Origin of the sequence: Roseburia sp. 831b (genome assembly GCF_001940165.2) — a bacterium.
Lineage (GTDB): Bacteria > Bacillota > Clostridia > Lachnospirales > Lachnospiraceae > Roseburia.
Genome location: NZ_CP135162.1, coordinates 530,333 through 544,723, shown reverse-complemented (window position 1 = coordinate 544,723; position 14,391 = coordinate 530,333). Strand labels below are relative to the sequence as shown.

At 40.8% G+C, this 14,391-nt stretch carries 10 protein-coding genes and 1 pseudogene; all 11 read right to left on the bottom strand.

The features are described 5' to 3' along the window. Positions 1 to 60 precede the first annotated feature (60 nt). Positions 61 to 228, bottom strand: a pseudogene (locus BIV16_RS15700) (site-specific integrase); the annotation flags it as partial. 97 nt (positions 229 to 325) lie between these two features. Beyond that, positions 326 to 1,099, bottom strand: a complete 774-nt coding sequence (locus BIV16_RS02385) for a hypothetical protein (RefSeq protein WP_075679513.1) — start codon at positions 1,097 to 1,099, stop codon at positions 326 to 328. Positions 1,100 to 1,239: 140 nt separating this feature from the next. Next, entirely contained in the window at positions 1,240 to 2,157 is a 918-nt protein-coding gene (locus BIV16_RS02380; RefSeq protein ID WP_242940321.1) for an HNH endonuclease domain-containing protein, read from the bottom strand. A gap of 197 nt (positions 2,158 to 2,354) precedes the next feature. After that, positions 2,355 to 4,085 (bottom strand): ABC-ATPase domain-containing protein, encoded by a 1,731-nt coding sequence (locus BIV16_RS02375; RefSeq protein ID WP_075679514.1) that lies wholly within the window; start codon positions 4,083 to 4,085, stop codon positions 2,355 to 2,357. A gap of 31 nt (positions 4,086 to 4,116) precedes the next feature. Next, positions 4,117 to 4,407 (bottom strand): hypothetical protein, encoded by a 291-nt coding sequence (locus BIV16_RS02370; RefSeq protein ID WP_075679515.1) that lies wholly within the window; start codon positions 4,405 to 4,407, stop codon positions 4,117 to 4,119. Next, positions 4,400 to 4,705 (bottom strand): DUF2089 family protein, encoded by a 306-nt coding sequence (locus BIV16_RS02365; protein WP_075679516.1) that lies wholly within the window; start codon positions 4,703 to 4,705, stop codon positions 4,400 to 4,402. The genes BIV16_RS02370 and BIV16_RS02365 overlap by 8 nt, the downstream gene beginning before the upstream one ends. Positions 4,706 to 4,949: 244 nt before the next feature. After that, the gene (locus BIV16_RS02360) at positions 4,950 to 7,916 is read right to left on the bottom strand and encodes a starch-binding protein (protein ID WP_075679517.1); all 2,967 of its coding nucleotides are present in this window, start codon (positions 7,914 to 7,916) and stop codon (positions 4,950 to 4,952) included. 223 nt (positions 7,917 to 8,139) lie between these two features. Next, complete coding sequence (locus BIV16_RS02355) at positions 8,140 to 8,979, bottom strand: TrmH family RNA methyltransferase (RefSeq protein ID WP_075679518.1); 840 nt, start codon at positions 8,977 to 8,979, stop codon at positions 8,140 to 8,142. Continuing rightward, positions 8,976 to 12,206, bottom strand: a complete 3,231-nt coding sequence (locus BIV16_RS02350; protein WP_242940322.1) for a 3'-5' exonuclease — start codon at positions 12,204 to 12,206, stop codon at positions 8,976 to 8,978. Before BIV16_RS02350 ends, BIV16_RS02355 begins: the two co-directional genes overlap by 4 nt. A gap of 286 nt (positions 12,207 to 12,492) precedes the next feature. Beyond that, positions 12,493 to 13,371: a carbohydrate ABC transporter permease gene (locus BIV16_RS02345; protein WP_075679520.1), complete on the bottom strand. Its 879-nt coding sequence runs from the start codon at positions 13,369 to 13,371 to the stop codon at positions 12,493 to 12,495. Between the two features lie 2 nt (positions 13,372 to 13,373). After that, positions 13,374 to 14,288 (bottom strand): carbohydrate ABC transporter permease, encoded by a 915-nt coding sequence (locus BIV16_RS02340; protein ID WP_075679521.1) that lies wholly within the window; start codon positions 14,286 to 14,288, stop codon positions 13,374 to 13,376. Positions 14,289 to 14,391: the final 103 nt, after the last annotated feature.

Sequence of the window (14,391 nt, the reverse complement as noted above, 5' to 3'; positions counted from 1 at the left end):
TATTAGAATGAGTAAATTAAAAATATTTTGATGCAATTGAAATAGAGACATTCTAAGCTAATCCTCAGCATCGTCTAATCCGATATATGTATACACATTCATTGTTACACCTATATCCGAATACCCCATAAGGTACTACAATGTCTTGGGATTTCTTCCCGATTTTGCCATATTCGAGCAATAGATGCGTCAGCACACATGTGGCACTATATTTTGTATCTGCACCCTTGTTCCAGCATCCGTTTTTGTAGTTTCTATGATGCGTCGCATATTCACATCTAATTTTTGTGATTGCCCCTCTTGCGTGACATGTACTAAGGAAAAATTATTTACAAATTTTTATCTTTTTCCCTGTTACTTCCTCAAACCTTTGAATTGCTTCCATTTTTTTCTTTCCAATTTTATCAATCTGTCTTTCCAGTATAGATGAAATGATTACTCCGATTGCTAATCCCAATATGGAAATACCTATTAGCACTGGTACACTTGATAATTCTCTAGCGACTTTCATTAAAATAACTTGAATAAGGATTATAACACTACAGGTTACGGAGACGATAATATGTTCCTTGTTCCTTTGCAAAAAAGAGATTCTTACATTTCGATTTTTTATCGATGATACCATTTTTTGTATTCTTTTCAATTCAATTCTGCTATCAAACCATAAAAACTTTCCTAAAAGTATACCAACTACATTAAGTGATACTTCAATGTCAATTGGAAAGAACAACAGTAATACTAATATTGTAGCCAACACCGACATGAAAGTATATTCACTGTCACTAAACTTCATTGCCTTCACCGGAACAATCAAATTGTATACAACCGTTCCTACCAAAACCAGAATCAATGCAGTGGCAATGCCAGAACTCACAAAAATCGTGTTTTCGATAGGGACAAATAGAAACTTCATGGCTAATATAGCTACGGCAAAATAAATACTAAACTTAAAAATAATATAATACTCTATTGCTCTAACGCGATTTTTTGACACCTTATAATTTAGCGTCATTAACAAATATATGAGACAATAGGGTATTAATACCCATAATCCACCATCATTGATATATTCACTCATTTTCTGAAACTGCACAATCATTTTTTATCCTCCATATTAACATTAGCATCTAATTCGTACAAAACAAAATGAGATATCCCCTTGTAACAGCATTTACACATAAAACCCACATATTTCACATTCATTCTCTAATGAATAACAATTGTATCCATTATTTCTAGTTAATGTATCCACTCCGTAAAGCCACTCAGCCTTGCAGAATCATAAACCGGCTTGATTATATTAAACAAACGCGTCTCAAACATTGATTGGTCTAAATCTGCCTGATATAAACTACTTCTTACATCCAGATTATTAACATGATGATCTAAACAGATTTTATATTTCTCTTTTACATTTTCATACTTATAGGAAGCTTTGTATGCCCGATATTCCAGTGATGACAATTTTCCAAAATAATCCTTAAAATTTGGTAACTGATTGCCTTTTTGACTGTTTATGTTCTTCGTTGTCGGACTCAGATTCCACAGCTCATCATGTGCCACATACTGCCATGGCACAAAATGATCTATGCTTATCTCCTTATCCTTCATAACCGTTTTCTCATATATTTCCGTTATGCCAGGCTCGATTTCAATTATCGTCTTCCAATATTCCCTTACTCTTCTCAAATCACGTTTCTCAGGCTTTATTATTTTTTCCACGATTCCCGGCACACTTGGATTCCTATCCTGTAAATAACCTATAAGATTATATTTTACCCAGTCTCGTAATATATCCCTGTTGTGAATCAGATAACTCACCCACTCTTCATTCATCTCTAATTGTGAGTTTGTTCCTTCAGCCGACACAAAATAATAAAGCAAATGCTTCTGTGTGTTTATTTCATTAATTTTTGAACGTCCCAGATTCTTAATCGAGGTATAAAATGGACTCTGTAAACAATATGGCACATTCACAATTAAGTTCTTCTTATACCTTTGAATTACGGGGTCATCACACGTTTCCAGATACTGAATCACGGTTCCTTTTTTTGCCGTAGACGATATTTTCGTGGTAGAAAAAATATATTTCACTACCTCTTCCAGATTGTCTGTCGTATTACATGGTCCTAAACGCAGCTTATATTCTGTAACCATATACCATGCATCTTCTATCATTTGATTCAGAATTTCATCATAAGAAAATCTCACTTTTTTTTTCCGAAAGCAATTCCAATATAGCTTGGAACCAAAAATACTTATAGCAGTTTGAAATACGCTTACGCTCAAATACTTTACTCAATAAGCTAATATTCAAACTATCATCATATGGTAATCTCAAATCTCTCATCCCTCTACACCCGATACCGATTAATGCAGGCAAACAGCTCCTGTTTCCGCGGAACTGCATATCCCCCGGATATCTCTCCACGCTCTGCTGCAAATTTCATTCCGTCTTCGTCCAATTTTTTCTGTAACAATTCTACAACCTCAGCAATCGTTCTTTTCCCATCTACGAGATGCTCAACTGCATATTTTAGCAAAAGACCTAATGCCGCGGTCTGTTCACTGTCAATCAGCTGCTCCTGATAGCGCAAATCCACATTCTGTTTCCCGATGGCAAAACCATCTACTCCCATTGTCTTTACCTTCAGCCGCTCTGGTGCGTCTTTTTTCACGGCTCCACTGCGGTAATCACGGCGTTTTGTCGCACCATCTTTATCTTTTTCCATGATGCGATGACTGTCTGGTTTCACGAATGGTTTGGTCTCTTCTTCTGAAATTGGGAATTCTTTGCAGAGCGTCTTCGCTTTTTCTGTGATATCAATCGGCTCGTAGCAATCCATCTGAATGACCGTATCTGCAATGTGGAAAAAGGCTCCGGAGCTTCCCGCCACAAGAATCGTTGAAATTTCTAAATTTTCATACAAATCTCTTGCTCTTGCAAGAAATGGTGTGATTGGCTCTTTATCCGGGCTGACAACCTTTTGCATAAAAGCATCACGCACCATGAAATTCGTTGCGGAGGTATCTTCATCTAACAGGAAAAGATGGCTGCCTGCCTCGATGCTTTCTACAATTCCTGCTGCCTGCGACGTGCTTCCACTGGCATCCATTGTGGAAAAATCGTGTGTGTCCGTGCCGCTTGGAAGATCATTGATAAACATTGAAATATCAACATTTTTGATGAAACGTCCATCCTCTGAGCGAAGTTTCACTGCTGTGTCATCGGCAATCACATATTCCCTTCCATCGCCTGCAATGTGATTGTATACACCAAGTTCTAGTGCCGTAAGAATTGTGGACTTACCATGATAACCGCCACCTACAATCAAAGTGATTCCTTTTCGAATGCCCATACCTTTGATGGTTCCCTTGTGTGGAAGTTCCATGGTTACTTCTAATGATTTCGGAGAAATGAACTCTTTTGCACCTTTCATCGGGCGCGATGAGATTCCACTCTCGCGGGGCAGAATCGAACCGTTCGCAACAAATGCCACAAGTCCCATATCGCTAAGTTTCTCTCGAATCGCCTGTTGATCCTCTGCAAGGTCAATTGCTTCCTTCACACGTTTTGCATCCAGGCTTTGGTAATAAAGTGCTTTTTCCACGCACACCGGAAGATATTCAAATACTATCTTTTCCAGTTCTCTTGCATTGATGGTTCGACCATTTGCCGGAAACCCAACCGAAAAACGCATCGTAATTTCTTTGGCTCCTACTTCACATGCCGTTCTTTTCAGCACTTCCTGTCCTGGCTGTGAAACGGAAATCAGTCCACTTTTTCCAGAGCCTTTCGCCTTAAACGTAAATGCATGAATCTGCCTTGCAAACTCACGTAAAAGGATATCCGCAAGTGTCTCTCTTGTCAGGGAATCCTTTCTTGTAAATTCCGGGAATCCGGCATTTTTTATCTCTACCACGACGCGCACATCCGATGGTGCCGCAAATGGATCTCCCTGCACATGATCAATGCACAAAACATACTTCGGAAAACGATAACTTCCCTTTAATGACTTGTAAAGCGGGTAACTTTTATGATCTATATTTCGTAACTGTTCTCTTAATTCTCTATCTGATTGCATAACTACTCCTTTGCTTGTGACAAGCTGCTTTTTACTGGATATCCTTCGCCTTCATACGCTCTAACTCAGCCTGCTTCAGCTGTTTATGCTTTTCCCTGCCACTTGCCCACTCTAAAAAGCAAATCACATTCAACAAAATAAATGGAACAAGTTTTCCCGACGTCAATGGCACATCTTTCCATACAATAAGTGCTATCGATGCGATAAGCACAACGAATGGAATGATTCCGCCCCAAAGCGGGTTCTCTAACTTTGTACACAAAAAATACTCCACTCCTAACAATACAATTGCAACTGCAAATCCGGCTATTAATTCAATCATGACGGTTCTCCTTTTCCTGTTTGTATTTTTCAATGATAAGTTTTGCAGTTTCTAAATCAATGACAGAGTCAACTGCTAACCCTTTGATGAATTTTGAAAATGGCTCTTCTTCCTTTTTGTCACTCAGCTCAATCTTTTGAATGAGCTTATCGAGTCTTAACCTCACTGTCGGATAAGAAACTTCATACAAGCGTGCAATTTCTTTTAAGGAACCTGATTTTAAAACAAAGTTCTTAAGAAATGCGATATCCTCCGGCTCTAACATGAGTATCCATTGTGGTATTTTATCAATCTCCATCGCAGTCTCCTTTCTATTGTTTTTCATATCTTAAGCTTAGATTTGTGTAAAATTTATTTTTACATCAACAATCCTTCCTCATTAGTTTTAACATTATTAAACATATCATAAATAAAATTAAAATTCAATGTAAAATAAGTTTAATTTTTTATGAAGAATTTTTCTGCTTCTCACCTTCAAAAAAAGACAGTAACCACGACTTTCCGCAGCTACTGCCTTTTCCTATACTCAAAAATTATGTTTTCTACTTCTGATATGTGCCTGCCACAACGCTAAGTTTACTTCCAGAGCCACTTAACATATAGCTGGTTCCATCCGAAATTCCGCTTGTAATATCCACTGTCTGGCTTCCTGCCCCATTGTTAAAAATCAATCCTGTGCTGTCGCCGGCAATGGAAATCTTATAAATTTTCTGGTTGGACGCATTCGTGCCTACATATTCCATTGCATCTCCCAGCCATGTCGATGTTGTCACACTGCCGCCCCAGGCGTAGGCGTAGACGCTGCCCCACTCATAGTTATTTACAAAATAAACCGTTATCATCTCAGCTTCTTCCGGTTCCTCGTACTTAGAAGCCGTCACCTGTGACCAGTTACTGTCGCCGGTAAAGTAATCCTTTCCCTGATTTACCGAAAACGTTACCGCATTGTAAACGTTTCCACTTGGCAGCATTCGAACTACCGTTGCTTTTGTTGCATCTCCACTGATTTTTGCTGTGTAAATCGTCTCGCCTGCTGCATTCACAAACGATGACATCTGTGTATACGTCTCATCCTCGTCTGTTTTGATTGCAGGAACAGCCTTATCGTTGGTAAACCAGCTGCAGGCTGCAATATTTAAGTATACGGTTGTCGTCTCCACCGGCTCTACCTTGGTGTAAGTAAATTCTTTTGTTGCCGATTTCTTTTCATTTACAGCTGTAATTACAACGGTACTGCTCTCCGTCAGAGTCTTGGTGATGGAGTCGGTAAACGTCTCCTCCTTGCCATTTACAGAAATCGTAGCCGATGCCGCATTTTCTACCGTATAGGTTACGGTGATGCTGTCTGTAAATTTCTTGGAATCCTCACTTGCCGTAATCATTGGCGTCTTTACCGTATCTGCCACATATTCTGTCCAGGTTCCAGTCGACGGATGATACAGATAACCAACTTCTCCAAACGCAAGGTCTGCTGTCTGCGATGCCCCTTTGTTGCTGAAAATGACCTTATTGTAACCGGCAGATGTATCTATTTTTAATGCATAAATACAATTTTTTGTATCACACGCATACATCGCTTCTCCAGGCCAGGATGCATTTGTGGCAACAGTCGTTCCCTCATCGTTCCATAAGTATGCCGTCACGTTATCCCAGTCATTCGTATTTTCAAAAAAGATGCAGTCTGTCAGATCATATTCATCCCTGTAAAAGGTATAGGTCTTCGTCTGTGTTCCTTTGCTGTTTGATGCCGTAACCGTTAACGTAACGCTCTCCCCAGCCTTTAATCCCTGTCCGATGGTGACAGCGCAAGTTCCGGAAAAAGTTCCAGCCTCCCCTGTCGACGCACGATAAGAAGCACTGTTAGCATAGGATTCTGAGAGTGTAACCTCTAATCCATCTGTGTAAAATGTTGTGCCACCTGCCTTGTCACAGGTAATCTGAACCGGATAGTTTGTGGATGGATTGTCCATAACATTCTGGTAGATGACTGCGATTCCATACTCACTGGTTATCGTTCCACGAAGCACTCCACCGGAAACGGTAAATGTATTGCGCGATACCTCATCCGTATAGGTGCCATCTGCTAATCCGTGTGACGACATACTGATGGTTCCTGCTCCGTTAAAACTTGCCAGCACAATTCCGTTTCCACGTTTGCAGTACGCAACATTTCCATCGGAGCCCATCTCATCCGACTGGTCTTTCATACGGTTGTTGAAATGGTTGATTGCCGCAATTTCCTTGCTTGCCCACACGTAAGTTTCACATTCGCCCATCTGCGCCTGCACCAGTGTCACTGCAAGATTGCTCTTCATACAGCCATCCTGATCATTTTCCAGAATCTCTGCGGATGCGTACGGTCTTGCAAAAAACAGTGCGGATGCATTGTCTTTATTTGCCACCATCGCCCAGGTTCTGACAATCGACTTATCGGATGCATACCGGGAGGATTCATTCATAAAAGTATCATGCGATTCTGCCCATAAAAGAGAGACTTCCGGCGCATAATCCATGCTTAACGTTCCCACATTATTGTTTCGGAATGCTTCTAACAAATGATTTCCGGCGGAGTTGTCTGTCACTGTCATATATTTGGTGTAGGAGTCAATGCTGAAATTATCCCCAACTGTATTTAACACTTCTCCGTATACATACAAATCATCCCCGGTGACTGCTTTATAATGTGACTCGGCTTCCCCTAATACATTCGGCCAGAAATCACTTGCAAACGAAGGATCATCGTCCGGAGTCTCGATGTGTTTCGCCGCATCAAAACGGAATCCGTCCACGCCACAGTCAATCAGCTCGTCTAAGTAATTGGCAACATAGGCCTGCACACGGCTGTCCCCGGTATTTAAGTCCGGCATTCCCATGGTTCCCTGTGTGAAATGAAGTCTGCTGTCACTCATCCAGGTCTGATAATCGTTGATGTGCCAGTATGACTCATCCGTCAACATATCTTCATTCCAATATGTTCCAACCTGCGGGGAAACATCACTCAATGAATTCTGCCAACCCTTAATATTTCCCATGTGATTGGTAACGACATCCACAATTACCTTAATGCCGTACTCTTCTGCCTTTTCACACATGGATTCCAATTCCTCTTTTGTGCCAAGCCATGTCTGTCCGTTATCGCAGACAGAAAACGTAACCGGCTGGTACAGTTTCCACCAGTTTCCGGAACCACCAACCCCAGGTGTTCCGACATCCGTTCCGACCACACCGTCATAAGTGTAATCTTTCGGCTGTGTACATGGTGATGTCTGTATTGCAGAATACCCACATTCCGCAATCAGCTGCATGTTCTCCTCAATCGTCTGATACGACCAGTTCCAACAATGCAAAATGGCAGAGTCCTGCACATCATCTAGTAACTCGTACTTTTGCTGTAATGTTGCAGCCTCTGCCTGTAGTGGAGCATAACCTACCGGAGCTGATGCGATGCCAAGTGCAAACACTGCCAACCATGCTCCTGCCCGTAAAGCTGTTCTCTCCTGTTTTTTCATTTTGAAAAAACTCCCTTCATTCTATTTTCCAGACTTTCTCCTTCCCCTTCTCCAAAATAGTTTCCGTCATGCATGCTCTATTCGGTATTTGTTTCGAAAATTTTCGAAACGTCTGGTAATTATTATTATTTGCAATATTGCGTTTCGCGTCAATGCATAATTATACCAATTCGTATGTCCTTTTTTTGTTCATAAATACCATAAATTTTGTTTTCGACCTTTTTTATCTTTTTCCGCTTCTACCCAGCTCCCAGAATGCCACCGCACTTGCCGCTGCAACATTTAAGGAATCTACTCCATGTGTCATCGGAATTTTTACTGTATAATCACAGTCTGCAATCGTATCGTTAGAAAGACCGTCTCCTTCTGTTCCAAGAATAACCGCCAGCTTATCCTCCGCATGAAGCCTTGGATCATCAATACTATAAGAATCGTCCCGGAGCGCCATCGCCACCGTCTTAAAACCAAGTCGGTGCAGTTCATCCATTCCCTCTGCCGGCCAGACTGTCTCCTTCCTGGAAAAATAAGTCCATGGCACCTGAAAAATTGTTCCCATACTGACACGGATTGCCCGGCGATACAGCGGGTCACTGCATGCCGGTGTCAACAATACCGCATCCATATTGAGTGCTGCTGCAGAGCGGAAAATTGCACCGATATTGGTTGGATTTACGACATCCTCTAGCACCGCAATCCTTTTTGCATTAGCACAAACCTCCTCCACAGAAGGAAGCTCTCTTCGATGCATCGCACAAAGCATTCCCCTTGTCAGTTCAAATCCGGTTATCTGTTTTAAAATGGATGCTTCTGCGGTATAGACCAAAGTATCCGGGCAGCGCGAAAGAAGCGCCGCCGCCATCTCTGTTTTTAGTTCTGCCTCATCAACAAGAAAAGAAAGTGGCTCATATCCCGCATCGAGAGCCCTTGTAATTACAATCGGGCTCTCCGCAATAAAAATTCCCTGCTTTGGTTCATAGTAATGCAACAGCTGGCTTTCCTTTTTTCTTGCATAAATATCCAATTCTGCTGCATTATAATCTGTTATTTTAACTATATTTGTCATTTTATTTTCCCCGTTAAAAGCTTGTAAAGTTCTCTGGATGCTCCTGCACTACCGCCGTACATGAAATAGTAATCGGTCTGTGGCATCTCCTCTGTCATCACATAGGTTCCATATACCGAAATATCACAGCACATCACCGCATCTTTTGCAGCGAATGTGAGTCCATATCCTTTTTCCGATAGCAGGCATGGCAGACGCAGCGCACGGTTCCCGTAAGAAATATATTTTGCAGAAAGATTCATCTTGATTAAATCATCGTCTAAAAGACCTTTCGCCCAAAGCTTTTCATTCTTTTCCCAGTCAAAAAAGACATAGCTTTGATTTTTCATGCCCTGGCCTAACAGTCTTGGTTCTTTGGCATTTTCGGACAGAAGTTTCTTTCCATCTCTTGTAAAAAACTGCACTGCTCCGACTTTCTTTTCCACACGCACAAGAAGTTTCTCTGTCGCAAGCTCAAACGCATCCTTCGACTCTTTGAAATTCCATTTCACACTTCCTTGCAAAAGTGCAATGCTCTTACAATCCGAGAACTCCGCTAACTGTGATTTTTGAAAACTGATACGGACAATTTCCGGCGTAACCGGTGTGATGCGAAGCGTTCCATAAGCACTTGCCAAATCCACATAATCTTTTGCCTTTTTGCCCCAGCGAATTGCGCAATCTGCTTTGCTGTGCCCCATCGGGCGAAGTTTGCTCTGATCTGGAATATCACCGAACTTGTATGGAGATAGATTTTTCTCTTCTTCCTGTGGGCTTCCTGTTTTTGCCGTAATGCTATTGTTCTTTACAGCTGCTTTTTTTGCCTGCTCTTCTCTTCGTTTTTTCAAAAGTTCCTGGTTTTTGGCAGAAGTTTTCGCTCCTCCTGGGCGAACCATTTCTACCTTTTGTGATTTTTGTATCTTCTGGCAGTCGGAAAGTTCAATCTTTCGTGGGCCAACCTCGGTGCGCGGTTTTTGCGCTCTTTCCAAAGCTTTTTTGCCATCTGCATCCAATAATTTAGAAGCACTTTCTTGTTTGGATGCTTTCTTGTCTTCCTTCTTTTCTGGACGCTTCGTCTCCTCCGGCAGCATCTCGACACGTCTTCCCTCTGGAACCGGATCTCTGATGATTCCAGTTAAGTTTCCTTTGTGGAAGATTGCGAGTTCATGAAGCGCTCGTGTTGCCGCTACATACAAAAGTTTTACATGACCGTTATCCGATGGATATTTTTCTTCATCCGGGTCATAAAGAATGACCGCATCAAACTCTAATCCCTTGGTGTAAGTGACCGGAAGCACCATGACTCCGCTGCTAAATTCCGTAGTTTCCAGGTTGCTGTCAAGCAGTTTCACTTTCTTTTTCAATCTCTTTGCGACCGCTGTCGCCTCTTTTTCGTCCCGGCAGATTACCGCAATCGTTTCCAAGCCCTTTTTCTGCCATTTTCGAATGGCGGCCGCGACCTCTTTTTCTAATTCTGCGTCATCCTCGCATTGCTCAATACGCACAGAGTTGCCATGACGCAAAATCGGTTCAACCGGATAAATTGGAAAGGTTCCGTGTTTTAAAATATTCGTGGCAAAATCGGATATTTCAATTGTGTTTCGATAGCTTTTCTTTAACAGATTGAAACTGTCATAGGTTCCGGTTAAAAAATGCTCTTTTAACTCTTCCCAGTCATTTAAACCGTAGCCAAAACTGATGTTCTGGGATACATCACCCATGATGGTAAACGTGCATCCCACACGCATACAGTATTTCAAAACTGCATACGCCATCATGCCAAAGTCCTGCGCCTCATCAATGACGACATGGCTGGCTTCCCTGACCTCTTCCGTCTCCTTGATTCTTTTATAGAGGTAAGCAAGCGCTGCTAAATCATAGACATCAAACTCATTTTTTACATAGGGAACCACTTTTCCACGGACATCCTGTAAATTTAAAAAGTCTTCGTATAATTCAAAAATAGAACCCTTCCACAACTTCGGTCCAAAGAAAAAGCGAAACTGTTTTTGAATTTCTTTTTTATCCTCCGGCATGTAGCCAATCTCTTTTCCCATGATTTCATTTTGCACCTTTGCCATAAGACGCTCATTGAGCATTAAAATCTTATTTTGCATGGAAACCTGCGGATTTTCCTTAAGATAGGTTTCAATGGCTTCTTTTGACAAAAGGACCTGCTTTTGGACTAATTTCCGTTTCTTATTTTCGGCCGCGTGAATACCATATTCTGCGCGGTTGATGACAATATCTTCTCTTGGAATCGTTTCCCATTCCAGCTCGTTACAGAATTTTTCCAAATCATGAAACCAGGAAAAGCTTCCTTTTTCGGCCGCCGTCATATCACCTTTTTCAAGGTGCCTGATTTTCATCGAGACCTCATCCCAGTCTTCATATAAAAGTCTGGTAAAAAGCTGCTCCATCGTCATCTGCCTGATTCCATAGACATCTAAATCCGGCAAAACACTGGTGATATAATTTAGTAAAATGCGGTTACTGCCCACGATATAAAAATCTTCTGGCCGGTACTCCTCTTCATAGTTATACAAAATATAGGAAATCCGGTGCATGGCAACGGTCGTCTTTCCAGAACCCGCAACACCTTGCACGATAATATTTTGTTTCGGGGATTTTCGGATAATGGTATTTTGTTCCTGTTGAATGGTCGCAATAATTTCACCAAGTACCGCTTTTTTATTTTTTGCTAAATACTTTGTTAAAAGTTCGTCATTTGCGACAACATCCGAATCGTAAAAATCTTTTAACGTATCCTGTTCAATCTCATACGTTCTTTTTCTGGATAAATCAATCTGATACGTTCCCTCGTTCTTCACGCTGTACTTGCAAGGACCGAGCGCATTTTCATAATAAACCGTTGCGATTGGTGCACGCCAGTCGATTACCTCAAGATTCGTAATATCCTTTGCGATTCCAACTCTTCCTATGTAATAGGATTCCTTCTTTTTTAACGTCTCATCGGTAAAATCAATTCTTCCAAAATACGGTTTCTTCCTTGCCTTCTCGCTTCGAACCAGGTCGGTCTTAGTCTCCTCTAACAAAACCACCGTGTTGTTCCACATGGATAACGCCTCAACGTCCTTTGCTCCATAGGTTTCCAACAATTCGTGCAAGTCTTGCTTTAATTTCGCAACCCCTTGCTGATTCCGTTCCAGATTCTTTTGCGCAATGTCAATGACATACGCCAGTCTTTTTTCTTCGTCTTCTCTTGTGATTCCAGGTAATTCATTCATTTGCATTCTCCTTTTCCCACATCCCGCTGTCGACTCTTCTTATTCTAACAGAATCTGAAAAAAAGTATAGACTTGTAACACAAAATATATTATACTAGATAATGGAGTGTGCCTGGAGAGTTCTCCAGGCGTTTTTTTTTCCAAAAATAAATCTAGGCTGCCGTACTAAGGTACGACAGCCCTACAAATTAAGAAGGAGTATGACTTACGAAAAAGTCAAGTATGTTTTCCAAGAACCGCCAAGCAGAAGCTTTTGTGGTTCTTTTCTAAGGGTGACGTTGCAGAATCAACCCTTCACACTTCCCATTGCAACTCCTTGTACAATGTGCTTAGAAAGTAATAAATAAACAACGATAACCGGGAAAATGGAGAATGCAATCATCATATACACCTGACCCATATCGAATTTTAAGAAATCTGCACCTCTTAACTGTGCAATCAAAATTGGCAGTGTCTTTTTCTCATTGTCGTGTAAGACTAAGGCAGGAACGAAGTAGTTGTTCCAGCTTCCTACGAATGAGAAAATTGCCTGTACTGCAATCGCAGGTTTTAACAATGGTAATACAATCTGGTTAAAAGTTTTGAACTCCCCGGAACCATCGATTCTGGCAGCCTCCACCAGCGACAGTGGCAAAGCACTGTCCATATACTGCTTGATATAGAAAAATGTCACCGGTGAAGCAATTGCTGGGATAATGAGTGGGGCAAATGTATTATCCATGTGCAATCTATCAATTAATTTTAAGAAACCTAACGCGTTTACCTGTGTTGGAATCATCATAATCATTAAAATGAATGTGAACATGAACTTTTTCAACTTAAAATTATATGCATGAATGGCATATGCTGTCATCGCGGAAAAGTAGGTACACAGCGCCGCAGAACATACTGATACAAAAAGTGAGTTCAACATTCCCCTCCATACTGGCAGGCTTCCGTGCATGATATTGTACCAGTTCTTTCCCAAATACTTACTTGGAATAAGCGTAAATCCTTTTGTTAATTCTGAGTGTGATCTTGTTGCGTTGACAAATAAAACGACAAACCAAAACAGACAAAGGAATGAAATAATTGCTAATACAATGTATGCAATTGTTCTTCTCCCTTTAATTCCAAGAGAGCTGCCTGTTTTTGACGTATTCTTTTTTTTATTTTCTGCAGACATCGTTAATATTCCTCCTTCTGAGTTGTCATTTTGAATACAATCATACTAAGGATACCGGTTATGATAAATAAGATTACCGATAGCGCACCACCCATACCGTAGTTCTTACTATATAAATGCTTGTTCAAAAACATGATTAATGTCATGGAAGAACGTACCGGGTTACCAGTTCCATTTGTTAAAATCTGTGGAACATCGAACATCTGGATACCACCGATTAATGATGTAATCAATGTGTATACTAAGATTGGACGAAGTAATGGAAGTGTAATACGGAAGAAAATCTGGGTAGATGTTGCACCATCTACTTCTGCCGCCTCAAAAAGCGCAGTATCAATTCCCATCATACCAGCCATCAAAAGGATGGTTGTGTTACCAAACCACATAATCATATTCATGAATGCAATTAATCCTCTGGTACTTCCTACATTTGACAAGAATTTAAATGGTTTTGATAAAATTCCTAACTGAATGAGTAAGTCGTTTACAGGTCCTCCATCTGAGAAAAGAGTGAAGAATAACATTGCAAAAGCAGATGCCATGATTAAGTTTGGTAAGTAGATAACGGTCTTAAAAAATCTCTGTCCCTTAAGTTTCAGACTTGGATCTGAGAACCATGCTCCTAAAAGCAGGGAAATCAAAATCTGTGGAACGAACCCGATAATCCAAATAACAAAGGTATTTTTTGCATACTCCCAGAGTTCTGGATTCATTAAAATACTTTTGTAATTTTCGAGTCCGACAAAATTAGGACCAATCTGTGTTAATCCTGACTGATAACATTCAAAAAAACTGTTGTATATGGTCGTGATTAATGGAACCAATTGAAAAATCAAATAGATAACTACAAAAGGAATTAAGAAGATATATCCCCATTTGTTGTATCTTACGACTTTTCCTTTCTCTTTTCTTTTCATATGAGACCTTTCCTTTCCTACCCTTAAACTGCACAATTTCACTCTGCAGTTTTTATACGCGCCTCGTATTAAGGTATTCGTACCCACCGAATAAATCGGCGGG

Bases quoted from the DNA above. Each gene is read 5' to 3' on its own strand.
- BIV16_RS02370 (WP_075679515.1), bottom strand. From the start codon at position 4,407: ATGATTGAATTAATAGCCGGATTTGCAGTTGCAATTGTATTGTTAGGA.
- BIV16_RS02365 (WP_075679516.1), bottom strand. From the start codon at position 4,705: ATGGAGATTGATAAAATACCACAATGGATACTCATGTTAGAGCCGGAG.
- BIV16_RS02385 (WP_075679513.1), bottom strand. From the start codon at position 1,099: ATGATTGTGCAGTTTCAGAAAATGAGTGAATATATCAATGATGGTGGA.
- BIV16_RS02380 (WP_242940321.1), bottom strand. From the start codon at position 2,157: ATGGTTACAGAATATAAGCTGCGTTTAGGACCATGTAATACGACAGAC.
- BIV16_RS02360 (WP_075679517.1), bottom strand. From the start codon at position 7,916: ATGAAAAAACAGGAGAGAACAGCTTTACGGGCAGGAGCATGGTTGGCA.
- BIV16_RS02350 (WP_242940322.1), bottom strand. From the start codon at position 12,206: ATGAATGAATTACCTGGAATCACAAGAGAAGACGAAGAAAAAAGACTG.
- BIV16_RS02375 (WP_075679514.1), bottom strand. From the start codon at position 4,085: ATGCAATCAGATAGAGAATTAAGAGAACAGTTACGAAATATAGATCAT.
- BIV16_RS02345 (WP_075679520.1), bottom strand. From the start codon at position 13,371: ATGTCTGCAGAAAATAAAAAAAAGAATACGTCAAAAACAGGCAGCTCT.
- BIV16_RS02340 (WP_075679521.1), bottom strand. From the start codon at position 14,288: ATGAAAAGAAAAGAGAAAGGAAAAGTCGTAAGATACAACAAATGGGGA.
- BIV16_RS02355 (WP_075679518.1), bottom strand. From the start codon at position 8,979: ATGACAAATATAGTTAAAATAACAGATTATAATGCAGCAGAATTGGAT.